Raw genomic sequence first — 24324 nt, 5'->3', positions numbered from 1 at the left:
CATATCGCGCAACAACTTTTGGCTTGAATATCCCCGCCAGTTAAACGGTTATCCGGCTATGGGGCGAAAAGTTCAAGTGAGTTTTCAGGCTGCTGTTTCTGGTGGCGGGGATCGCGAATGACACGGTATCGGTGCGCCACTAACGACCGCCGATCGCCCCGACATATCCTGATTTGGCCCATTTGCGCGGCCCGTAAGAAGAACAATCCTTTATATCAGGTTGTTGGGTTTGATCACATGATCGGGATCGTCCGACAGCAAGATCGAAATCGGATGGGTGGCGGCAAAGTGGCTGAGAACGATGGACAGGATCGAGGTAAGCGGAATGGCAAGAATGCTGCCCGCGACGCCCCAAAGCGATGTCCACAAGGTGAGTGAAACCAGAACGATGAAGGGCGACAGATTGACCTTTCGGCCAATCATCAAAGGCTCCAACATGTTTCCCACCCACAATTGTGCGCCGGTCAGAAACCCGAAAATCAATATTGTGGTTTGGATGGAACCAAATTGCGCCATGGTCAGAAGAACGGGAAAAAGAACCCCGATAAGTGACCCGACATAGGGAATATAATTCAACAGCCCGATCAAAATGGCCCAGAACAACGCAAAATCAACGCCAAACGCCCACATGATCACGTATGAAATCGATGCCAGAATGATATTGATCAGCGTCTTGATGGCCAGATAATCGCCGATGCTGGTGTTGATGCTGGAAATGATTTCCTGGGTGCGGCGGCCACTTTGACCGGGCAGGGCGATGGCCACCTTATAGGCAAATCCACCCCGCTCGCCCATCAGGAACATCGCGTAAATCACCACCAGAAAGATCACACCGGCAAGCGAGCTGAGCGATCCAAGCGCTCGTGTGGCAATCAATTGCAGGTTGATTTTGCCAACGGTGTTGTTCCACACCAGATCCCAATCCGTCGGAACATCAACGCCAAATGTTTCAAACAATCGGGTGGCCAGGCCACGGACATTTTTTTGATAGGTCGAAACCTCGGCGGCCAGTTGCACCGCGGTGCTGATCACAACGCCGGTCAGGGCGGCAATGGCGATGATGAACCCCAACAATACCAGCGCGCGGCGCGCCCATGTCGGCAACCACCCCATGACCGGCTGTCGGCCCATCCAATCGCTGGCCGACACCAGAATATAAACCGAAATGACCGCGACGAATATCGGCAACAACACGACTTTGCCAATGATCAGAAGATACCCCAACAAAACGACAAAAAGCGCCACAAGAACAAGGGTTTGAAATGAACGTGCGTCAGGTTGGCCATCTGGTTGCATCGCAAATACCTTTCAATCGGGCAGCACTGAGATTTGGCCGCAATCGGCGGCGACCTTGCATTTTGATCGCGACCTCTCATATCAGTTGTATAACGGGATTGGCGATGGCGTCGTCAAAAATCAACCCTCAATCTGGCGCGCAAACGCGGGCTGTTTGTCCTGCACGCCCGGATGTCATGCTTGGGATGGTATTTCACCTCCCGGAATTGGTTAGGGAACAGGATATGTACGATCCATCACATTTTCAGGTAGCGGGCGATGTGGCGATTGTCACGGGCGCGGGGGCCGGAATTGGCCGCGCCATTGCGCAGACATTGGCCGGGGCAGGGGCCGCCGTTATGGTCAGCGATCTTGACCTTGCGCTGGCGCAGACTGTTGCGGATGAAATCACCCAATCGGGCGGGCGCGCCGTTGCCGGGGCCTGTGATGTGACCGTCGAGGCGGATCTTGAAAATATCGTGGCGCAAACCGTGGCCGCCTTTGGCAAACTGACGATCCTTGTCAGCAATGCGGGGGGCGGCGGGCCGAAACCATTTGACATGCCGATGGCCGACTTTCGGCGCGCCTATGATCTCAACGTGTTTTCGTTGTTCCGGCTGGCGCAACTGGCGGCACCCGAAATGGATAAGGCGGGCGGTGGCGCAATGCTGGCCATCACGTCAATGGCCGGTGAAAACAAGAACAGACAGATGGCGTCTTATGGATCGTCCAAGGCGGCCACCAATCACCTGATCCGCAACATTGCATTTGATCTTGGGCCAAAGAATATCCGCGTCAACGGTATCGCACCCGGGGCGACACGCACCGCCGCGCTGGAATCTGTGCTGACTGATCAGATTGAGGCGAAAATGTTGGAACATACCCCGATCCACCGACTTGGTGAATCGCAGGATATGGCAAATGCAGCACTGTTTTTATGTTCACCCGCGGCAGGGTGGATCAGTGGTCAGATCCTGACGGTGTCAGGTGGCGGCGTGCAAGAATTGAATTAAGGTATATTATAATGAACAAACTGATTGCCGCGGCCGTTGCCGCGATGATGACTGTTGCAGGACCGGCCACGGCACAAGATGCCCCACTTGATGCAACGGCATCGAACCCCGTGACCATGGGCTGGATGCAGGGGTTTCCCCCCGCCGCCGATAAAACCATCCGGTTTACCGATCCTGATTATTTTGCCTTTCCAAAACTGCGCTGGACGGTGTGCCATTTTCGCGAATTGATGCCCACAGTGGCGGTTGATAACGGCCAGACCGATCACCGGGCCTTGCCCGTGGCGTTGGACGCCGGGATTGATGGCGTGTCCTTTACCCCCTTGGGTGGGGGTGAGCCGATGACGTGGGATGCCGCGTTTGATGCCAATTATACCGATGGTGTGCTGGTCCTGCACAAGGGGCGCATTGTTTATGAACGCTATGATGGGTGTCTGGATGAAAACACCTTGCATGGCGCGATGTCGGTCACCAAAAGCCTGACAGGGCTGATGGCCGAGGTTTTGATTGCCGAAGGCAAGCTGGACGAAACCGCGAAACTGGCTGATCTGATCCCCGAACTGGCAGACAGCGCCTTTGGCGATGCCACGGTGGCGCAGGTGTTGGAAATGACCACGGGGTTACAGTATTCCGAAGATTATTCCGACCCTGACGCCGAAGTCTGGACCTATGCCGAGGCCGGCAGCCCCCTGCCCAAACCCGAAGGATACGATGGACCGCGCAGTTATTTTGAATATCTGCAAACCGTTGAAAAACAGGGCGAACATGGCGATGCCTTTGGATACAAAACCGTAAACTCGGACGTCGCCGGATGGCTGATCGCCCGCACATCGGGCGTTTCGGTGGCACAATATCTGTCAAACCGCATCTGGTCGCAAATCGGCGCAGAGCGCGAGGCGTTTTATACCGTCGATTCCATCGGCACGCCGTTTGCCGGTGGTGGGTTCAACGCGACACTGCGCGATCTGGGCCGGTTTGGTCAGTTGATCCTCAATGATGGTATGTGGAACGGCGAACAGGTTATTCCCGCCGCCGCAATCGCACGGATTCGCCAAGGGGGCGATCCGGCGGTGTTTGCCAAAGCAGGGTATGATCTGCTGGACGGTTGGAGCTATCGTGGGATGTGGTGGGTCAGCCATGATGAGCACGGGGCGTTTGCCGCACGTGGTGTGCATGGCCAAACCATTTGGGTCGATCCGACCGCCGATATGGTGATCGTGCGCTTCGCCTCAAACCCGGTGGCGGGAAATGCCGCCAGTGACCCCACATCATTGCCCGCCTATCGCGCCGTGGCCGATTATCTGATCGCGCAAGACGCCAATCCCGAACTTGTCGGGCAGGAGTGGTACATTGAAGACATCGCCAATCAGGGCGTGATCGACAACACCGCCGCCAGTCTTCAGTTTCTGGCCGATGGATCGCTGGCCGGGAATGCCACCTGTAACCGTTTGATCGCGAAATACACCCAAGACGGCGATGCCCTGTCAATCAGCGTGGTCGGCGCCACGATGATGGCCTGCCCGCCTGCATTGGAAAATCAGGAACGCAAACTTCTGGATCTGTTGCCAACTGTTTCGGGGTTTCAGATAGACGATACAGGTGCCCTGATTTTGGAAACCACGGGCGGTCAGACAATCACCGCACGTCGCCGGTAATGGAAAGAGAAAACCATGGATAACACATTGAAATCATTGGCGCGCAATTGGTGGGTCTTGTTGGTGCGCGGTATTGCCGCCATCCTGTTTGGGGTGTCGGCGTTTATCTGGCCGGGGCTGACCCTGTCGGTTCTGGTGTTGCTTTTCGGGGCGTTCGTTCTGGCCGATGGATTGATCGGGGTGGTTGATGCGGTGCGGTCGCGCGGTGAATCCGAAAACTGGTGGTTGGCCCTGATTGAGGGCGTGCTGGGCATCATCGTTGGCCTGTTGGCGCTGTTCATGCCGGGCACGACCGCATTTGTGTTGCTGGCGTTTGTTGCTGTCTGGTCAATCATTGGCGGGCTGCTGCGGATCGTTGCCGCGATCCAGTTGCGCAAAATGATCGAGGGCGAATGGATGCTGATTCTCAGCGGTCTGATATCGGTCTTGTTTGGTATCGCGATCCTGGTTTTGCCCCATGCCGGGCTGGTGTCTATCGCGTGGCTGATCGGGTTTTGGGCGGTTGCCTTTGGTTTCCTGTTTGTTTTGCTGGCCTTCCGGCTGCGCAAAGTGGCACAGTAACAGCCACAGCAGGCTGACCACTTTTACAGGACAAAACGTCGTTTCATGAAGTTTTTCAAATTAACCGGCCTTTATGTTCTGCCCCTTTTTCTGGGCCTTTTGTTTTTCGCCACATCGCTGACGCCCACCCTGATCCCGCGCAGTTGGCTGGTTCAGGGGATATTGGGCGGGCTGGTGATGGGGCTTGGCTATTTGATCGGGCGGTTTTTGATTGCGATCTGGCGGTTGATGGAGCTGCCTGAATTGGCGTCCCGCAACCTGCTGATCCTGCGGATTTTTACGGGCGTTCCGGTTGGTATCATCCTGGCGCTCAGCCTTGCAAAAGCGCGCGATTGGCAGAACGGCACGCGCAGCCTGATGGGAATGGAGTTGACCGACAGCGGCCATACCATTCAGATCACTCTTTTGGCGGCTGCGGTGTTTGCGGCCCTCGTGATTGTCGGTTTCGCGCTGCAATGGCTGTTTGATCGGGTTCGGTTTCGGCTTTACCGTTACATGCCGCCGCGCACGGCCAATGTCGCGGGGTTTCTTTTGACGGCGCTGATCGTGCTGATTGTCACCCGCGACGGGGTGTTGGACCGGGTAATCACCGGGTTGGATAATTCGGTGACCGTGGCGCAAGAGCTGTTTGATACTGCACCCCCGGCGCCGACCGACAATTCCCTGACCGGCAGTGCGCAATCCTTGGTGGATTGGGGCGCATTGGGCCAGCCGGGGCGCGATTATGTGCAGAACGGACCAACCGCCGCCGATATTGCCGCATTTACGGGGCGCGATGCACAGCAACCGATCCGGGTTTATGTGGGGCGCGCGCAGGCCGAAACACCGCAACAACGGGCCAAAATTGCCCTGGCCGAACTGCAACGACAGGGCGGGTTTGAGCGTGACGTTCTGATCGTGGCGCTGCCCACCGGCACCGGATGGCTGGATCCGGGGGCGGTGGATACGGTGGAATATATGCACGGGGGCAATATTGCCACGATTGCCGTGCAATATTCCTATCTGCAATCGCCACTGGCGCTGATCCTTGAAACCCGCTCGGGGCTGGATCAGGCCGAAGCGTTGATCAGCACAGTCCACACCTATTGGCGCGGTTTGCCCAAGGATAACCGGCCGCGCCTGTATATTCACGGCCTCAGCCTTGGCGCGTGGTCCTCCATGCATGGCACTGATATGTTTGCGCTTTTGGATGATCCGATCAATGGCGCATTCTGGGTCGGGCCGCCGTTTCCCTCGGCGCGGTGGCAAAGCATCGTTGCCTCGCGCAATCCCGACAGCCCCTATATTGCCCCCACATTGGGCGAGGGGCGGCTGGTGCGGTTTGCATCCCACACCCAAGGGGCAGGTGGCCCCGATGGGTGGGGCAACATGCGCATTGCCTATTTGCAATATTCCAGTGATCCGATCGTGTTTTACGAACCGTCTTCGTTGTATCGTGAACCGATCTGGATGAAAGAACCCCCAGGCCCCGATGTGTCACCCGACATGAAATTCATGCCCATCGTGACCCAGTTTCAGTTGGCGGTCGATATGGCCTTGGCCAATACCGCGCCCAGCGGTTATGGCCATGCCTATTACGGACCCGATTATATCGGCCCATGGGTGGCTGTGACTGCCCCTGACAACTGGACCGGTTCCGACACCGCCCGCCTGATCGCCCATTGTGGCGCGGGCGTGAAAAAGGGCTGTGGCCCATGACCGGCGCGGCCCATGTCCGCCCCCCAGAACAAGGGCAAAAAATGGACACAGTGGCATTGGTTTTGGGCGCAGGTGGTGCGCGGGGTCTGGCCCATATCCACGCTTTGAAAGCGTTTGATGAACTTGGAATACGCCCCAGTGTTGTTGCAGGCACATCCATCGGGTCAATCATCGGGGCCGCGTATTGCGCAGGCATGTCAGGCGCCGACATCGAAGGTTTCATCGCCGCGCGTTTGAATGACCGCACCCGTTTGATCGGCGATATTTTCAAAATCCGCCCCACCAGTATGAAACGGTTTTTCGATGACGGCGGTTTGCGTTTGGGCGAGCTTAATCTTGAAACGATCCTGTCAATCTTCTTACCTCAGGAAATTCCCGCCACATTCGAAGAATTGCAAATTCCGTTGAAAGTTGTCGCAACAGATTATTATGCGATGACCGACCGGGTGTTTACATCCGGCCCGCTGCATACGGTGATTGCCGCGTCATCGGCGATTCCGGCTGTGTTTCTGCCGGTCGACATTGCCGGACGGTTTTACATCGATGGCGGATCGGCCAATCCCTGTCCGTTGAATGCGGTACAGGGATTGGCCAATCAGGTGATTGCGATTGACGTATCGGGTGGCCCGGTTGGGGCAAACCATATAAGGCCATCGAAAATCGATGTGGTTTATGCATCCAATCAGATCATGCAGAAATCCATCGTCAAACAGATGGCGTTTTCATTCCCGGACTCGGTGATCCTCAGGCCCGCTGTTGACCGCTTTCGCGCGCTCGATTTTCTGCATGCCGAAGATATTCTGGCAGAAACAGTCGGGTTGAAAGAGCAGGTCAAATCGACCCTTGGCCAAATTCTCGATCAAAAAACGCCCTGATCCTACGGAATCAAAAGGCGCACGCCGGGCATTGCCTCGATCACGTCCAGATCGTGTTCATAGGCTTCGGTCATTTGGGACACCAGATCGGGGGTCCAACCCGGTACATCAAGCACATCGTCGATTTCGTCTTCGATGGCGAATTTATCCAGAAAGGCACCCACGATCTTGCGCCGGATGCCGTCATTGGCGGGCGGATGCGCCTTGGTATAGGCGCGCAGCTTTTTCAGACCCTCAGGCTGAATAATCTCACGCACCAGATCAAATCCGCCGTATAATCCCGCATCTTCGCCAACCCCGGCCAGCGTGCGCATGATTTCGCCCCACAACAGCGGCGAATCCTCGTGGCACCAAACCGTAATCGGGCAATCGGGGCAGGCGGCCTGAATATCGGCCACGGTGCGCGACCAGCGCAGCGCCAAGGGATTGAGCCCAGAAAGCAGGGCGGCGCGATCTGCGTTATCGTCTTTCAACAGTCCCAACAGGGCCGGCACGAAAGTGGCTGGATTGCGCACCGCCAGGTACAGCGCGACAGGGCTGTCGGGGAATATGTTGCGCAGCCAGGCCACCTTGAACGCTTTGGGATACAACTGATCGCCTTGCAGGCTCATCACCGGGCGCGAGATGAAGTTGGGGTTTGACAGGATCAACCGGTCCGGTTCGTCCCGCTCAAGCACGGTTTCAAGAACCACGTCGCGGGTATCCTGGCTGGCCACATCACCGCGCAGTTTGGTCATCACATCGCGCAAAACATCGCGATACCGCCCGGGGCCGGGCACCGATACGCCCAGATCCGAAAGCGGCTCACGATTGCGCAGCAGTGAACGCAACAGCCGCTCACTATCGGTGCAATGCGCGCCCAGATGAAAAGCGACGTCCATAAAACTCGTACCTCGTTGATCTATTGGCTGTCGTGCCTGATGTCAGAACTGCGTCAGATTGCACCCGGATCACGCCAACAGGTCTGTAACCTCGGCCAAGGTGGGCATTGACGCCGCCGCCCCGGCGCGGGTGACCGAAATTCCGGCGACCGCACAGCCAAATCGCGCCGCGGCAATCGGATCATCGCCGCGCGCCAGTGCCGTGGCAAAGGCACCGTTGAACGCATCGCCCGCGCCCGTGGTTTCCACAACCGGACCGGGCGACAGTGCCGGCACCACGGTATGCACCCCGTCGTGACACACCAAAACGCCCTGCGCGCCCAAAGTGATGATCACACTGCCCACGCCGCGGGCCAATAATGCCTCGGCGGCGCGCCCCGCATCCTCGGCGTTATGCACGGGCACACCGGTCAGTCCTTCGGCCTCGGATTCATTGGGAGTGATCCAGTCACACAAGGCCAACAGCCCATCGTCAAGATCTGCCGCTGGCGCCGGATTGAGAATTGTCGTCACCCCGGCATCGCGGGCGATTTGCAGCCCGGCGCGCGCTGCGGGAACGGGCGATTCCAGTTGGGTCATGAATACGCCCGCGCCTTTTATCAGGTCGGATTGCGCAATCAGATCATCGGCCGTAATCGTACCCGCGACACCGGGGCAGATTATGATTGCATTGTCGCCCGTCGCCGCATCCAAAAAGATATAGGCCGCACCGGTGTAATTATCGCCGTGCCGGGTAATCGCCGGGTTAACCCCCGCATCGCGCCATAAATCCAGCGCCATATCTCCAAACGTATCCTGGCCCAATCGGGTGATGAAATGCACATCCCCCCCGACGCGCGCCGCTGCCACCGCCTGATTGCTGCCTTTGCCGCCCGGGCCCAAGGCAAAGCTTTTGCCAAGGATGGTTTCGCCCATTTCCGGCTGACGGTCAGCGCGGAAACTGGCATCAGCCACAAATACCCCGAGGATCACAATAGGTTTTGACATCCGGTTTCTCCTTGTGGGGGTATCCCATTGTCAAACAGGACGGCCCAAGTGTGTAACAACCTTAACTGTCGATCCCGCAGGGGCGCAAGCGGCGGATCATGCGACCACTGCCGTTTGTTTTGATGGCTTGTGCCGCTTGCGTTCGCCCAACATCAACATCGCTGGGGTGACAACCAAAGTCAGAAGCGTGGCAATCACCAAACCCCCGGCGATGGCCGACGAAAGTTCGGTCCACCATTGGGTCGACGGGGCCCCGTAGACGATATCGCGGGTGAAAAAGTTTAGGTTAAGCCCAATCACCATCGGCATCAGCCCCAGCGCCGTTGTGACCGAGGTCAGGATCACGGGGCGCAAACGCTGTGCTCCGGTGCGCAATGCCGCCTCTAACGGGGATTGGCCGATTTTCTTGAGATCGTTGAATGTGTCGATCAACACGATGTTGTTGTTCACCACGATCCCGGCCAGCGCGATAACCCCAATCCCGCCCATTACAATCCCGAATGGCCGCCCCGTAACCACCAGCCCCAACAAAACCCCGGCGATGGAAAAGACGATCGCGCTCATCACGATGAACGCCTGATAAAAGCTGTTGAATTGCAGAACAAGGATCATGAACATCAGAAAAATTGCGCTGATGAATGCACCGATCAGAAACACCATGCTGTCTTGTTGATCTGCCGCTTCGCCCGCGAAACTGAAGTTAACGCCATCGGGCAATTCGGCCGATTCCAACGCCGCCGTCAGGGCGACAACCTGATCGTTGACCAAAACATCGGGGGCCACGTTGGATTCAATCGTCATCACCCGTTTTTCATCAATTCGGCGGATCACGCCGGTACGTTCGGTCGGCTCGAACGTGACGAAATTCGATATCGGAACAAGCCCGGTTGCCGTGGGCACGCGCAATGCCGCCAATTCCGCCAACGTGCGTTCCTGCCGGGGAAAGCGCACGCGAATATCCAGCGTTCCGTCAATGTCTCCGGGTCGATAATCGGCGACGGTAATGCCTTGGGTCAGCAATTGCACCGCCTGGCCAAGTAGGCTGACATCGGCGCCATATCTTGCGGCCTCTGCCCGGTTCACGAGAATCGAAACTTCGACACCGGGAACGGGGCGGGTATCGGTTGTATCGGTAAAACCGCCGATTTGGTCCATCATTTCGCGAATCTGCGCCACGGCGGTGATTTGCGCCTCGGGGGTGCCGCCGGTCAGCCTCAGGTTGACAGGTTTGCCCGATGACGGGCCGCCGCTTTCGGTTTGCACCTGAACATCGATGCCGGCAATGTCTGACACGCTTTGCCGGATCTCAATGCCGATTTCGGCGGCGGTGCGCCGGGTGTCCCAATCGGTCAGCTCCAACTGCAAGGTGCCGATGGTTTCTTCGTCACCGCGCCCCGCACTCATGGTTGAGCGGGCATAGATACTGGCGATTTCGTCATAGCCCAACAGCCGCTGTTCCACCGCGCGCACCAAAGCATCGCGTTCGAAAATCGAGAAATTATCGCGCGCGCGCACCTGAACCTGCATGAATTCCGGTTCAACCGAGGGGAAGAATGTGATGCCCTTGCCAAATTGACCATATAAGCCAAAACCGCCCAACAACAGCGCCACAGCCAACAAAACCGTGGTTGCGGGGCGCAATATCGCCCATTCCAACAGCCGTACATACATGCCGGTCAGCCCGCCCATATCACGCGGATCGCCAAATTCGGCGGCATGCAGCGCGGCCTTGGATTTTTCGGTCTGGGGTTGGCGTTTGCCGATCAGACCGCCCACAACAGGAATGAAGATCAGCGCCATGAACAAAGATGCCGTGAGCGTCAAAATCACCGTAATCGGCAGGAATTTCATGAATTCCCCTACCATCCCCGACCAGAACAGCAGCGGAAAAAACACGCTGAGCGTTGTTGCGGTGGACGCGATGATCGGCCAGGCCATGCGTTTGGCCGCCTGCGCATATGCCTCTTTCGGGGCGACGCCTTCTTGCAGTTTTCGGTCGGCCAGTTCGGTGGTCACAATTGCCCCGTCCACCAACATTCCCACCACCAGGATCAGCGAAAACAGCACGATGATATTCATCGTATAATCCATCGCCCACAGGGCGATCACACCGGTCAGAAATGCACCGGGAATAGACAGGCCAACCAGAACGCCGGCCCGCAGCCCAAGGGCAAAGATGATCACGATCATCACCAGGATCACGGCGGCCATCACATTGGCCTCAAGATCGCTGAGAAAGGTTTTCACCTGTTCACTTTGATCCTGAAGGTACGTGATTTCCACATTATCGGGCCAATCGACGCGCAATTGTTCAATCCGTTCCTTCACGGCGGCGACGGTTTCGATGATATTTGCGCCTGATCTTTTCTTGACCTCCAGCGCCAGCGCCGGTTGGCCGTTGATCCGCGCAAAGGAATCCGGGTCTTCGAATGTGCGCCGGATCGTGGCGACATCGCCAAATGTGACAACGGCATTGCCGCGCACCTTGACCGGCATCGCCATCACATCGGCCATGTCTTCGATCAGGCCGGGCACCTTCAGAACGATCCGCCCTGATCCGGTTTCAATCGCACCGGCGGCGATCAACCGGTTGTTGCGCTGAATCTGACCGATCAGTTCATCAAACGACAGATTATAGGTTTGAAACACGGTCGGATCGATCAGAACTTCGAGAAACTCAAACCGTTGCCCGCCGATATCGACTTCAAGAACGCCTTCAAGCCCTTCGATTTCATCCTGCATCCGGTCGGCCAGATCGTTCAGCGTGCGTTCGGGCACAGGGCCCGACAGGATCGCGGTGACAATGGGAAACAGGGCCGTGTTGATTTCGGTGATGGTGACGTCATAGGCATCGTCGGGCAAATCACGTTCGGCGCGGTCCGCCGCTTCGCGCACCTTGTCCAGCGCCTGTTGGCTGTCAAAACCGGGCATGAATTCCAATTGCAGGCTGGCAAACCCTTCCGAGGCATCGGATTTCAGGCTGTCCAATCCCGCAATTGAGGCGAATTCGGTTTCCAGCGGCTCTAACAGCAGGCGTTCGGCGTCTGACGGGCTGATCCCGTCCAGCCCGGTTGAAATGTAAAAGAACGGCAGCGGAATTTCCGGCGTCGATTCCTTTGGGATCGAGGTATAGGCATAAGCGCCGACGCCCAGAACCAGCAACAGCACCATGATCACAACCCGGCTGCGCGAAAATGCAGCGTCGATGATGCCGTTCATTGGGCCACCTCGGCCATGCTGGGCGCGACGGTTTCGCCTGCGTTCACATATCCCTGACCCACCGAAATAACATCAACCCTGTCGGGCAGGCCGGTGACCCAGATGCCATCAATCTGCGCCTTGACCACTTCGATCGGGAAAAATTCAACCACATTGTCGGCGTTGACGGTTTTTACCCCCAGCGCGCCATCGCTGTTCAGCGACACAATGGAGGGCGACAGGAAATGCGCCGTGACTTCGCCCGTGGGAATGACGATCTGGGCCGAAATCCCGGCAGGGATCGCGCCATCGTCATTGTCGACCTCGATTTCGGCCAGAAAGGTACGGGTTTCGGATGCGGCGGATGTGCCCACAAATGCCACCGTGCCTTTGCGCGTTTCGCCCGTGATGAATTTTACATCGGCCGGTTGGCCCACCTTGATCCGGGTGAGGGATTGTTGCGGCACCTGAATGGCCACGGTCAGGGGGGTGATATCAACCAAACGGCCCACTTCGGTGCCGGCCGATACAAATTCACCCTCGTCCAGATCCAGCGTTTCGATGCGCCCGGCGAACGGGGCGGTGATGATCAGTGCCCTGGCGGCCTGTTCTGTCGCCGTGACCTGCGCCTGTGCCGTGGCCAGGGCGGCGCGCGCCTGTGATACGCGGTCGGCAGTGGCCACGCCGCGGTCGAGCAATTGTTCGGCATTGTCAAATTCGCGTTGCGCGCGCGCCAGTTCTTCTTTGGCGCGGTTGGCATCGGCGATGTTGTTGGTCGGATCGAACCGCGCGATCACGGCTTCTGCCTCAACATCCTGCCCTTTGCGCACCAGCACTTGGCGAATATCGCCCGAGGTTTCGGCCCGCATCATCGTATCACGATCCGGCAGCGCCTGACCTTCGGCCTGATAAAACTGGGTCACGGTTTCGGCCTGTGACGCGGTTACAGCCACGGAAACCGGTTTTGGTTCGGCGCGCGCGGTGGTCGGTTCGCCGTTTTCTGACGGAAATATGAATCCGCTGCCCATCCATCCAACCAAAGCCACAACCAGAACCGCCGCAATCAAGGTGGATCGTTTGGCCCCTGGATCGGCCTCAAACGTAAGATCCTGCGCGCGATCCGTTGGTATTTCGGTGCTTTCCTGTGTCACTGGCGGGTCTTGCGTCATCGGATTGATCCTTTGGGTCATCGGGCCAGTGACCCGGTTTTATTTTGCGCGGCATGGTCGAATGGGAAATCCTTTGGGCCTGCCAAGGTACCCAACAACTCAGAGCTATATATCGCGCAGTTGTTTTTGTTAAACGCCATTAAAGTAAACGAGTTTTGAATTTTCGGCATGAATTTAACGATCCTGCGCAATCAACCCCAGACCGCGCAGATAGATCCCGATGCCGGTTTCCAAAAGGTCTTCGGGGGGAAAGGGCGATTGGGTGCCCGGACTTCCCCGTGCAAATAGTTCGACAACGCCATGGGACAAGGCCCAGATATGCGCGCTGAACATTTGCGGGGGGGGGCGTTTTTCGGGCGGGATATGTTCTGACAGTTTTATCGCCGCTTTTTCAAACACGCTGTGGGCGCGGTGTGCAACGCGGGCCAGATCGGGTGTTCGGTTGATTGAAATGCCCGATTCAAACATCGCCACATAATGCCCCGGATATTTGCGCGCAAAGGCCAGATAGGCACGGCCTGTTGCCTCAAAACTGGCCAGATCCGAAGGTTGCCCGCTGTCATAGGCAAAGGCCATCAGATCGGCGAAAATCTCATACCCTTGCTGCGCGACCTCGGCGATCAGATCTTCGCGGCCCTCAAAATGGCGATAGACGGCGGCAGGCGTCACGCCGGCCTGTTTGGCCGCCTCGGACAGGGTGAAACCGGTCGGCCCGCGATCACGGATCAGGGCAATCGCGCCATCCACAAGAGCCTGACGCAGATTGCCATGGTGATAGCCCCGCTTAGACATCGCGCGCGTTTGACCATGTGTCGGGGCCTTTGATGATTTTCGGGTCGGGGGCGGCCAGATGTTCGGATTTCCCCTCAAATTCAATATTTTGCAATATGGTCTTGATGCTGGCCAGGCGGGCGCGTTTCTTGTCATCGGCGCGAATGACGGTCCAGGGTGCATGGCTGGAATGACTGCGGTTCAGGGTTTCGCGGATCGCATCGGAATAGGCATCCCAACGTTTCAACCCTTCGACATCGATCCACGACAGTTTCCATTGTTTCAACGGGTCACGTTCACGTTTGAGAAACCGGCGCAACTGTTCGGCGCGCCCGACGTTCAGCCACAGCTTTACCAATACGATGCCATCATTGACCAGCATATGTTCAAATTCGGTGACCTGCTGGAAGAATTTTTCACGCTGTTCGTGGGTGCAAAAGCCAAACACGTGTTCCACCACGCCACGGTTATACCACGACCGGTCAAACAGAACGATCTCACCGGCAGTGGGCAGGTGATCGATATAGCGTTGAAAATACCACTCGCCCTGTTCCCGCTCGGTCGGTTTTGAAAGGGCGACAACACGTGCCACACGAGGGTTGAGATTTTCGCGCACCCGTTCGATGGCACCGCCCTTGCCCGCGGCATCGCGGCCCTCAAACACCACGGCCAACCGTTTGCCGGTTGCCTTTACATCGGCCTGAAGGCGCACAAGGTTCAATTGCAGCGCGGCAAGGGTTTCTTCGTAATCGTCTTTTTCCATACGTTCGGCATATGGATATTCGGGGTCAAGAATTGCCTTTTTCCTGCGGTCACGAATGGCGTCGCGCACGGATTTTGGTGCGTCATGTTCATAAAACCGGCTGATGGCGCCATCAAAAGGCAGTGTCATTGCAATTTCCCGATCTGTGGTTGAACCAGCCTAGGGGGCTGGGCGCATTAGCGCAATCCGGCACGCTTTGCGGCCCGGTCAATCGCGTCTTCCACTGCCTGCGGTGCGACGTGGTGGGGCATGTGGCCGATGCCCTCAAGCCGGGTCAGGTTGGCATTGGGGATCTGACGCGACAAGGGTTCGGAATGAATGCGCAGCGGCACAACATCATCGGCTGTGCCATGCACGATTTCCACCGGCAGCGCCAAAGTGCCATATAATTTTGACATTGCCACCACATGCGGGCGCAGCGAATTGACCTGTCGGGCATTGGCGCGAAAACTTTCACGCCGCAAGGTCAGGGCAGGGCCGATATAATCGGCATAGCCTTTGGGCGGCTCTTGCGGGGCAAACACGCCGGAAATCGCGGCGTCAACCGTTGTTTCGGGCGTGAACGCGGTGATCAACGGTACAATTCCCGCGCCACCAATCGCCGAACTGGCCACACCATACAGCGGGCCCAGATTGCCGGGCCACGGGTTTGATGCCGCCGACACAACCACAAGCGCGGCAGGATCATGGTTCAACCCCCAGGCCAACGCCACCGCACCGCCATAGGAATGGCCCAGCACGATAGGGTTTTGTACCCCCAATTGATCAGCGGCAGTTTTCAGAAATGCCGCCTGCTGCGCCGGGCTTTCGGCGTTGGTGTTGGCGGGGCCTTCGAAGGTTTCCGATATCCGGTCGGTATAGCCAAGGCCGGGGCGGTCAAACACCCAAACGCGATACCGGTCCTTGATCCTATCCACAAATTGAAAGGTAAATTCGCGGGTGTTGCCGCTGGCGCCGTGCAACAACACCAAATCGGGGCCGCGCCCGGCGGTGACATAGTGCACGCGCCGACCATCGACCATGACAAATTGCCCCCCGGGGGGAAAGGCCGCCTCGGCCAATGCCTCGCGTTTGTCGGCCCGTCCATCCACAAGAATGCCACACCCGGCAAGGGCGAGTGTGGCAAAGATCAGGCTAACTGCCAATTTGGGAAATGTCATAAGGTGTGGTCTGATATATCTGGTTGATCCAATTGCCGTAAAGAAGATGCGCGTGGCTTCTCCATCTGTTCAACGGCTTTTGCGTCGGATCGTTCCCCGGATAATAATTATCAGGCACATTGATTGGCGTTCCGTCTGCGATATCGCGGTCGTATTCCTGTTTCAACGTATCGCTGTCATATTCAAAATGATTGAAGATATACAGCGCCCGGTGCGCCGGATCTTCGACCAGACAAGGGCCGGTCGTGTCACTGCCCAACAGGGTATGCAGACCCGAAACCGCATCAATTTCATCTTGCCGCATTTCGGTCCAGCGCGATACCGGGATCACGCATTCATCGGAAAACCCGTTCAGATAGGGCGAGGTGGGCGCCATGTTGCGTTGCCGAAAACAGCCAAAGGATTTCTTTGGCAGAATGTGTTTTTCGACCCCGTGAAAGTAATTGATCATCGCCATGCCGCCCCAGCAAACCCCAAAGGTCGAATGCACATTGGTCTGGGTCCACTCCATCACTTCGATCAGTTCATCCCAATAGGTGACCTGATCAAACGGCAGATGTTCAATCGGCGCGCCGGTGATGATCAGCCCGTCGAACTTTTCGTGCTTCATCTCCTGGAACGTGCGGTAAAACGTTTCCATATGCGCGGCGGCGGTGTTTTTGGTTTGGTGTTCGGACATGCGGATCAGATGCAGATCAATCTGCAAAGGCGTGGCACCGATCAACCGGGCAAATTGATTTTCCGTCTGAATCTTTTTCGGCATCAGGTTCAGCAAAGCGATTCTGAGTGGGCGAATATCCTGCCGCCCGGCGGCGGAATCGTCCATCACCATCACGCCTTCGTTTTTCAGCACGGTGAAAGCTGGCAAATCCGAGGGCAGTTTGATGGGCATGTCTTTATCCTTTAAGGTGGATTGGTCAGATAGGGTGAAATGTGCCCCGGCTCAACCCGTCACACGCGATGGTGTTCTGTCGATGGCGCGGGCGATCAGGGCGTTGAACCCGTCAGCGTCGCGCACCTGTGTCACTTCTTGCGCGGTCACGCTGACGCCCCAGTTCCGCGCCATGGCATCATAGCGGGGTTGGCGGTGGGCCATGGCGCGCGCATAGGTCCAGCGCACAAAGGCATCGGGATCAACATCGCCCTCTACTAAATTGTTTTGGCTCAGATAATCCTGCCAGGCGGGGATCAGGAAATCAGGGTGATAATACATCGGCTTTGGCGCGCGATCAAACCGGCGGATCAGTTCGGCGGTGTGATCCTGCGATCCTTCGATCCAGACCGGCAGCAGATGCGCCGATAGTGTACCCATCACCGGATCGTCGCGATCATCGGGGTTCACCACCTCGCAAATTGATCCGCCCGTGTCGCAAACAAAGTTATCGTATCCATACAGATCGGCAGCGCGGGCGATGAACGGCACACTGTCCAGCAGCGCGGCGGTTTCCGCCTCGCGGTGCTGTTCCTGTCGGCGCATGTATTCCGCAAAGCTGAGTCCGCCCCGTTCGGGATTGCCCGGTTTACCCAAATAGGTAGACAGCGGGGCGAGATTTTCAAAGGTGATGTTGCTGGCCACATAAATGCTGTCGCTCATCAGCAGTTCGCGCAACAGCGGCACTTTCATCGCTTCGCGTTTGAAATTGTCGGCGATATGTTCGCCCATGTACCGTGTGCCGATGCGGTAATCGATGGAATAGTGAAACCAATCACCCGAGGCGCGCAACATATTGGCCAGATAGGTTTTGCCAAGACCCGACATGCCAAACACCATCACGCGTTTTTCGGTGGCGTCGATCCAGGCCTGAGATGTGGGATATATCATGGGCGCCCCTTTTGCTTTGCCGGTGGTTTAACGCGCGACCTGGGGTTTGGATAGGGGTGTCTTGCGCCTGCCTTTTCCGTTGAGAATCAACAGCCCGGCCGCCAGAATCGCAAACCCGACATAGGCCGACGGATGCAGCGTTTCGCCCAGAACGATCACGCCCAAAACGATGGCCACCGGCGGAATAAGCAGGGTGCACAACATCACGTTGCCGGCCCCGGCCATGGCCAACACCCTGTAATACAACAAATAAGCCAAGGCCGTGGCGATGGCCGCATAATATGCGATTGCCATCAACGTGCGCGGTTGCAGCGCCAGTGTTATCGGCCCGTCAATGATCCAGGCCGCCGGCACCATGATCAGGGATGATCCTGTCAGCATGCCCGCCGCCGCCACCAAGGGGGGCAATCCCCCCAAAGTCTTGCGCGCCCAGGCCACCGCCAAGGCATAGCTGAACGTGCCGCATAAAACCGCCAATTGCGCCAAGGACTGGATATCGAAATTTGCCAATGCCTCAATCCCGATGGCGGTGGCCACACCCAGAAATCCAAGGCTGACCCCGATGATCCGGCGCAGGCTGAGCGGTTCATCGGCAAACACCGCAGCCGCCACCACGACACCGAAAATGGCTGTGGTCGCGTTCAGGATCGATGTCAGGCCGGTTTCGATATGCAACTGACCCCATCCCATCATCGAAAACGGAATTACGTTGTTCAGTATCCCCATGACCAGAAAAGCGCCCCAGATTCGCGGGTTGCGGGGCAGGGGCAGGCGGCGCACAGCCACCACGCCCCACAGGATCAACGCCGCCCACCCAACGCGATGGGCCACCGCCGTGGCCACGCCGATTTCATCCAGCGCCACACGGATCGAAAGAAACGACGCGCCCCAGATCATTGCCAAAAGCAAAAGCTCGGCCCAGGCGCGGGGGGATATGTTTTTCGGATCAGCCATAGCGCAGCCTTAGCAGCCAACCGGGGGCTGTGCGATCCGTTTCATGCGCCAAAACGAAAACCTGTGGTTTTTATCATCGCTTGGCGATGGTTAAGAAAATGGGTTAAAACGTATACCCAATCTTCAGCCCGAACGCGATTGCATGGTTGTCTTTGAAATCGGCTGCCGCCACGCCACCGCCCAAGGTGGTTTGGGTGTCACCGATATCAACATATCGCACGCCTGCTGTCACCTTCATCTGATCCTTGGTATATGTCGCGCCCAAGCCGTAAGAGATATATCCGTCGGTCGGGCCCAGGTTTGATGAAAACCCATACATCGGTTCCTCGTACCCGATGGTTCCCGCGATCGACCAGGTATCGTTCAATTTGCGCCCGATGCCCAATGTGTATGACACGGTGTCCTTGCGATAGCTGACCAAAGGTTCACCCGTGATCAGGCGATAGACGGTTGGCGAGATGTCAAAATCGCTCCAATCGACCCAACGGATGTTCCCGAACACCAATGTATTCGCGGCGACGCCGGTTTGAAAATCGAGGTTTACCGATTGCGGCGTATGAACCGGCGTGACGCTGCGCACCGGGCCGCCAAAGGCCGATGTTTCCAACGTATCAAGGGCATGTTTGATCTTGGAATTATAGGTCAACGCCACCCGCAGCGCGATATCGGGCCGTTCATATGCGGCCCCGACAAGATAACCAAACGCGCCATCCTTGGCGCCCTTGACCGCGTAAGGCGCGGTCGGGATCGTGGGATCAAGAGTGATGAACGGGGTTGTCGCGCTTGCCGTAAAGGTCTGATAGCGCAATCCGCCGTAAAGGCTGACGTCGCTGGGAAGCTTGTATTTCAACACGGCCGTCAACGCATCAGCCGCAAGATTGGCCACCGATCCGCGCGCATAGTATGGCTGTGCCGCCGGATAATCGACCGCCGCACCAAAGGGTTGATCGAAAATCACCGCTGCATCCCAGCCATTGCCAAAGCTGTGTTTGTACGCGCCCGAAAATTGGGTGAACGATGACGACATGTCACCTGACGATGCCGGCGTGCCCGACGCAGCCGTGCCAATCCCGCTTACCGAAGGCGCAACGCTGCCAAAGCTGAGCTCAAGATAATTGCCCGCCTCAAAGATAACCGCCACCGATTGCCCGGTACGATCAACGCCGCCCGCCTGCGCAACCGAGACACTGGTTAACAAGGCCGCGCTGGCCAAACGAACATGTTTCATTGGTGTTCCCCGTTACACGATGGCGTTTCCTTTGGATTCATAGGTGACCCAAGGTTAGGCAGTCGGTCAATTACCTAGACAACTTTTGGTTGTGCTGTGCTATTTTTGGCAGCACGCCGGCGACTGCGCGAGTCGGTCCAGACATTCAGATAATTGGCGGAAAATACGATGACCGCACCAATCAGAACGAAAATATCCAACGCTTCGTTGTAAACCAACATACCGACCACAGCGATCACCGGCAGGCGCATGAAATCGAACGGAACGACAATCGTTGCCGGCGCAAGGCTCAGCGCGGTGGTGAGGCAATAATGGGCAAAAAGACCGGAACTGCCCACCAGAAAGACCCAAGGCCACAGCGCCAATGACGGCAGGGTGATGTCACCGTCAAACCCCGATGTGATCAATCCGAACACTGCTTGCATCACCGTAAGCCAGAACATGATGCAAATGATCGACTGATCGCGGGTCAACACCTTGGTGGTGATATTGGTGGCTGCAAAGAACATGGCAGCCAATGCAACGGCGGCCAATCCCGGGTCAATATTGGTGAATGTTGGCCGTGCAACAACCAGAATTCCAACAAATCCAAGCAGTGCAGCAAAGGCGCGCATCAATGTAAGGCGCTCTTTCAAGAAAAACGGCGCCGCCAATGCCACCCAAAGCGGCGATGAAAACTCAACCGCGAACACCTGCGCCAATGGGGCCACCGTGATGGCAAAAAACCACAGGTTCTGCCCGGTAAAATGGAACGCATTGCGCATCAGATGCAAACGAAAACGACGGGTTTCGACCTGGGGCCAAAGACCCCGGGCCGTACAGACCGCAACCACCAGAACCACCCCCACAAGGGATCGGTACAGCATGGTTTCAAATGTATCCAGTTCGCTGGCCAAACTGCGCCCGGCGACGGCCATTGCAGAAAACGAAACAATCGAAGCCGCCATCCAGAGCGCGGCCTTGAGCGGCTGAGCAGCGGGCCCAGCCTGTGCCGTCATTCCCATTCTATGGTACCGGGTGGTTTTGAAGTGATGTCATAAGTCACGCGATTGATGCCCGGCACCTCGTTGATGATGCGGGTGGCGGTTTCGCCCAGAAATTCGTGGGTGAACGGATAGTAATCGGCCGTCATCCCATCAACAGACGTGACCGCGCGCAACGCACAGGCGAAATCATAGGTGCGCCCATCGCCCATCACACCCACGGTGCGCACGGGCAAAATGGCCACGAAAGCCTGCCAAATCTCGTCATACAGATTATGTTTGCGGATTTGATCAATATAGACCGCATCGGCCTGACGCAGAATATCCAGCTTTTCACGGGTGATTTCACCGGGGCAACGGATGGCAAGGCCGGGGCCGGGAAACGGATGGCGGCCAATAAAACTGTCAGGCAGGCCCAATTCATGGCCCAGGGCGCGCACTTCGTCCTTGAACAGTTCGCGCAAAGGCTCGACCAGTTTCATGCCCATCTTTTCGGGCAAACCACCAACATTGTGGTGGCTTTTGATTGTAACCGATGGCCCACCGCTAAAGCTGACCGATTCAATCACATCAGGGTACAACGTACCTTGGGCCAGAAACGCCGCGCCGCCAATCGCATCGGCGTGTTTCTGGAACACGTCAATAAACAACCGGCCAATGATTTTTCTTTTTGTTTCCGGGTCGCTTACACCTTCAAGTTCACCCAAAAACAGTTCGGATTCATCGGCATGGATCAAGGGCAGGTTGTAATGTTCGCGGAACATACCAACCACCTGTTCGCTTTCGCCCAACCGCATCAGTCCATGATCGACATACACACAGGTCAGCTGATCACCGATTGCCTCGTGAATCAAAACAGCGGCCACCGATGAATCAACGCCGCCCGACAGCGCGCAGATCACCTTTTCCGTGCCGACCTGTTCGCGGATCGCGGCAATTGCCTGTTCGCGGTAGGCGCCCATGGTCCAATCGCCGGTGAACCCCGCGATTTTGATGAAATTTTCAAACAGGGTTTTGCCATTCGGCGTGTGATGCACCTCGGGGTGGAATTGCACCGCGTAAAACCGCCGCTCGGTGTCGGATATCACCGCAAAGGGTGCGTTTGGCGATGTGGCCGACACTTCGAACCCGGGGGCGATATGCGCCACGTGATCGCCATGGCTCATCCAGACCTGTTCGCGCCCCTCAAGAAACCAACCGGTCAGCAGGTCGGTGGCGTGATCGTTCGGCTTTACATAGGCGCGGCCAAATTCGGCGGTGCCATGGCCGCGTTCGACCTTGCCGCCCAGCATCTGCATCATCACCTGTTGGCCGTAACAAATGCCCAGAACCGGCACGCCCATGGTAAACACAGATTCGGGTGGGCGCGGCGATGCGGCATCAATCACGCTGGCCGGACCACCCGAAAGGATCACGGCTTTTGGCGCGAATTCGGCCAGAAATGCCTCGGTCACGTTCTGGAACGGATGTATTTCGCAATACACGTTCAGTTCGCGTGACCGGCGGGCAATCAACTGTGTTACCTGGCTGCCGAAATCAATGATCAGAAGCCGCTCGTGAGAGATATTTGTCATGTCTTGCGGCATAGGCCAGCGCGCCAGACGTTGCAAGAAGGCGGCGCACTTTTGCACAATTTTACAGGCAAGTGCCGGGAAAGTCGCAAATCGCCGTCATGTGGCGGAAACCGACCCTATTTCGCCCGCGCACCTGGTTAGATCAACGGTAAACCAAGGGAGTGTCACGATGAACGAAGCGGTAGCGCCCCGGCGGGCAAGAGGCGGCGGCGGTGCCGCGCGGCGGGCAGAACGCACCGCCGTGCGGATTGAAGCGGCGCGCTTCATCGAGCGCAACATCCCCAACCTCGATATTCTGAACGATGAAACCATCGAAATCATCGAGCGTAACGCCGAAACGGTACTGGCCGAAATTGGCGTGAATTTCCCCGAAAACCCCGCCGCCTTGCAGCGTTGGCGCGATGCCGGCGCCGAGGTTCAGGGCGACCGGGTGCGCATACCGCGCGGATTGGCGCGCCAGCTTTGCGCCACGGCACCGGGCAGTTTCACCCAACACGCTCGCAATCCCGAACGGAATGTTGAAATCGGCGGGCGCAATCTGGTGCTGGCTCCGGTTTATGGGCCACCGTTCGTGCGCGATATCAACGGCGGGCGTCGGTACGCCACGATGGAGGATTTTCGCAATTTTGTGAAACTTGGCTATATGTCGAAATGGCTGCACCATTCCGGCGGTACGGTGTGCGAACCCACCGATGTGGCGGTGAACAAGCGCCATCTCGATATGCTGCAGGCCCATATGGTGTATTCCGACAAACCGTTCATGGGCTCGGTCACCGAACCGGTGCGCGCGCAGGATTCGGTGGATATGGCGGGATTGCTGTTTGGCGCTGATTTTGTGCAAAATAACACTGTGATGACCTCGCTCATCAATATCAATTCGCCGCTGACCTTCGATGCCACGATGATGGGCGCGCTGGAAGTGTACGCCGCCAACAACCAAGCCTGTATCGTTTCGCCGTTCATCGTGGGTGGTGCCATGGCACCGGTGTCGGTTGCCGGAACCTTGACACAGGTATTGGCCGAAATTCTGGTCGGCGTGGCCTATGCACAATTGGTGCGACCAGGCGCGCCGGTGATTGCGGGGGCGTTTGTTACGTCCATTGACATGAACAGCGGCGCGCCCACCTTTGGCACACCCGAAGCGGCGCAGATCACCTATGGCACCGGGCAACTGGTGCGTCGGTTGGGCCTGCCGTACCGCAGTGCGGGGTCTTTCTGTGGATCAAAGCTGCCCGATGCTCAGGCCGCCTATGAAACAGCCAATTCGCTGAATGTGGGGCTTTTGTCAGGGGTGAATTTCATGTTGCACGCTTGCGGTTGGCTTGAGGGCGGATTGGTGAGTTCGTACGAGAAATTTGTCATGGACGCCGATCAACTGGGCGCGCTGCATGGGTTGGCGCGGGGCGTTGATATTACCGAAAACGGACAGGCGATGGGCGCCATCGCCGAGGTGGGGCCGGGCGGCCATTACCTGGGCTGTGCCCATACCCAGGAGAATTTCAAATCGGCCTTCTGGCGCAGCGATCTGTTTGATTACAAGCCGTTCGAGACATGGGATGAGGAGGGCGCGCGCGATACGCAAACCCTGGCCGCCGCGCGGGTAAGCAAACTGTTGGGTGACTATGTTCAGCCGCATCTTGATCCGGCAATTGCGGAATCATTGGATGCCTATGTCGCGAAGAAAAAGGAATCGATGCCCGACGCGTTTGGCTGAATGATAATTTAAAAATAAAAAAGGCGGCTGGTGTGGAACCGCC

Annotated in this window: 20 protein-coding genes; 6 read left to right on the top strand and 14 right to left on the bottom strand. The window is 57.2% G+C overall.

Going from position 1 to position 24324, the window contains the following annotated elements; translation table 11 throughout:
* Window positions 1–210: 210 nt before the first annotated feature.
* Entirely contained in the window at window positions 211–1296 is a 1086-nt protein-coding gene (locus C8265_RS00555) for an AI-2E family transporter (RefSeq protein WP_108482029.1), read from the bottom strand.
* 224 nt (window positions 1297–1520) lie between these two features.
* On the opposite strand from C8265_RS00555, the gene hdhA reads away from it, so the two are divergent.
* From hdhA to C8265_RS00530, 5 genes are read left to right on the top strand one after another with little or no spacing between them, the layout of a single operon-like run.
* A complete protein-coding gene (hdhA, locus tag C8265_RS00550; protein ID WP_108482479.1) occupies window positions 1521–2288 on the top strand; it encodes a 7-alpha-hydroxysteroid dehydrogenase in 768 nt (255 codons plus the stop codon).
* Between the two features lie 11 nt (window positions 2289–2299).
* Window positions 2300–3943: a serine hydrolase gene (locus tag C8265_RS00545; RefSeq protein ID WP_108482028.1), complete on the top strand. Its 1644-nt coding sequence runs from the start codon at window positions 2300–2302 to the stop codon at window positions 3941–3943.
* Between the two features lie 15 nt (window positions 3944–3958).
* Window positions 3959–4504, top strand: a complete 546-nt coding sequence (locus C8265_RS00540) for an HdeD family acid-resistance protein (RefSeq protein WP_108482027.1) — start codon at window positions 3959–3961, stop codon at window positions 4502–4504.
* 45 nt (window positions 4505–4549) lie between these two features.
* Window positions 4550–6202 carry an alpha/beta hydrolase gene (locus C8265_RS00535; RefSeq protein WP_108482026.1) on the top strand — a complete coding sequence of 551 codons (1653 nt, stop codon included), beginning with the start codon at window positions 4550–4552 and terminating at the stop codon, window positions 6200–6202.
* Between the two features lie 41 nt (window positions 6203–6243).
* On the top strand, window positions 6244–7077 hold the full coding sequence (locus tag C8265_RS00530; RefSeq protein WP_164512221.1) for a patatin-like phospholipase family protein: 834 nt from the start codon (window positions 6244–6246) through the stop codon (window positions 7075–7077).
* A gap of 2 nt (window positions 7078–7079) precedes the next feature.
* Here the strand turns inward: C8265_RS00530 and C8265_RS00525 are convergent, their stop codons facing one another.
* The 13 genes from C8265_RS00525 to guaA form a co-directional block, all read right to left on the bottom strand.
* Entirely contained in the window at window positions 7080–7958 is an 879-nt protein-coding gene (locus C8265_RS00525) for a hypothetical protein (RefSeq protein ID WP_108482024.1), read from the bottom strand.
* A 69-nt stretch (window positions 7959–8027) separates the two neighbouring features.
* Complete coding sequence (locus C8265_RS00520; RefSeq protein ID WP_108482023.1) at window positions 8028–8945, bottom strand: ribokinase; 918 nt, start codon at window positions 8943–8945, stop codon at window positions 8028–8030.
* A gap of 96 nt (window positions 8946–9041) precedes the next feature.
* Complete coding sequence (locus C8265_RS00515) at window positions 9042–12164, bottom strand: efflux RND transporter permease subunit (RefSeq protein ID WP_108482022.1); 3123 nt, start codon at window positions 12162–12164, stop codon at window positions 9042–9044.
* Window positions 12161–13312, bottom strand: a complete 1152-nt coding sequence (locus C8265_RS00510; RefSeq protein ID WP_108482478.1) for an efflux RND transporter periplasmic adaptor subunit — start codon at window positions 13310–13312, stop codon at window positions 12161–12163. Before C8265_RS00510 ends, C8265_RS00515 begins: the two co-directional genes overlap by 4 nt.
* A 174-nt stretch (window positions 13313–13486) precedes the next feature.
* The gene (locus C8265_RS00505) at window positions 13487–14104 is read right to left on the bottom strand and encodes a TetR/AcrR family transcriptional regulator (protein ID WP_108482021.1); all 618 of its coding nucleotides are present in this window, start codon (window positions 14102–14104) and stop codon (window positions 13487–13489) included.
* Entirely contained in the window at window positions 14097–14975 is an 879-nt protein-coding gene (ppk2, locus tag C8265_RS00500) for a polyphosphate kinase 2 (RefSeq protein ID WP_108482020.1), read from the bottom strand. Before ppk2 ends, C8265_RS00505 begins: the two co-directional genes overlap by 8 nt.
* Before the next feature lie 47 nt (window positions 14976–15022).
* The gene (locus C8265_RS00495) at window positions 15023–16006 is read right to left on the bottom strand and encodes an alpha/beta fold hydrolase (protein WP_108482019.1); all 984 of its coding nucleotides are present in this window, start codon (window positions 16004–16006) and stop codon (window positions 15023–15025) included.
* The gene (gene metA / locus C8265_RS00490; RefSeq protein WP_108482018.1) at window positions 15981–16898 is read right to left on the bottom strand and encodes a homoserine O-acetyltransferase MetA; all 918 of its coding nucleotides are present in this window, start codon (window positions 16896–16898) and stop codon (window positions 15981–15983) included. Before metA ends, C8265_RS00495 begins: the two co-directional genes overlap by 26 nt.
* 51 nt (window positions 16899–16949) lie before the next feature.
* A complete protein-coding gene (locus C8265_RS00485) occupies window positions 16950–17828 on the bottom strand; it encodes an ATPase (RefSeq protein WP_108482017.1) in 879 nt (292 codons plus the stop codon).
* A gap of 27 nt (window positions 17829–17855) precedes the next feature.
* Window positions 17856–18782, bottom strand: coding sequence for a DMT family transporter (locus C8265_RS00480; protein WP_108482016.1), 927 nt, complete (start codon window positions 18780–18782; stop codon window positions 17856–17858).
* 103 nt (window positions 18783–18885) lie between these two features.
* The gene (locus tag C8265_RS00475) at window positions 18886–20010 is read right to left on the bottom strand and encodes an OmpP1/FadL family transporter (protein ID WP_108482015.1); all 1125 of its coding nucleotides are present in this window, start codon (window positions 20008–20010) and stop codon (window positions 18886–18888) included.
* A gap of 74 nt (window positions 20011–20084) precedes the next feature.
* On the bottom strand, window positions 20085–21008 hold the full coding sequence (locus C8265_RS00470) for a DMT family transporter (protein ID WP_420818836.1): 924 nt from the start codon (window positions 21006–21008) through the stop codon (window positions 20085–20087).
* Window positions 21005–22567 (bottom strand): glutamine-hydrolyzing GMP synthase, encoded by a 1563-nt coding sequence (guaA, locus tag C8265_RS00465; protein ID WP_108482477.1) that lies wholly within the window; start codon window positions 22565–22567, stop codon window positions 21005–21007. The genes C8265_RS00470 and guaA overlap by 4 nt, the downstream gene beginning before the upstream one ends.
* A 169-nt stretch (window positions 22568–22736) precedes the next feature.
* On the opposite strand from guaA, the gene C8265_RS00460 reads away from it, so the two are divergent.
* Window positions 22737–24281, top strand: a complete 1545-nt coding sequence (locus C8265_RS00460) for a trimethylamine methyltransferase family protein (protein WP_108482013.1) — start codon at window positions 22737–22739, stop codon at window positions 24279–24281.
* Window positions 24282–24324: the final 43 nt, after the last annotated feature.

The sequence above is a fragment of the Oceaniglobus ichthyenteri genome (genome assembly GCF_003057885.1).
Classification (GTDB): domain Bacteria; phylum Pseudomonadota; class Alphaproteobacteria; order Rhodobacterales; family Rhodobacteraceae; genus Oceaniglobus; species Oceaniglobus ichthyenteri.
This window is presented reverse-complemented; position numbering and strand designations above follow the sequence as displayed.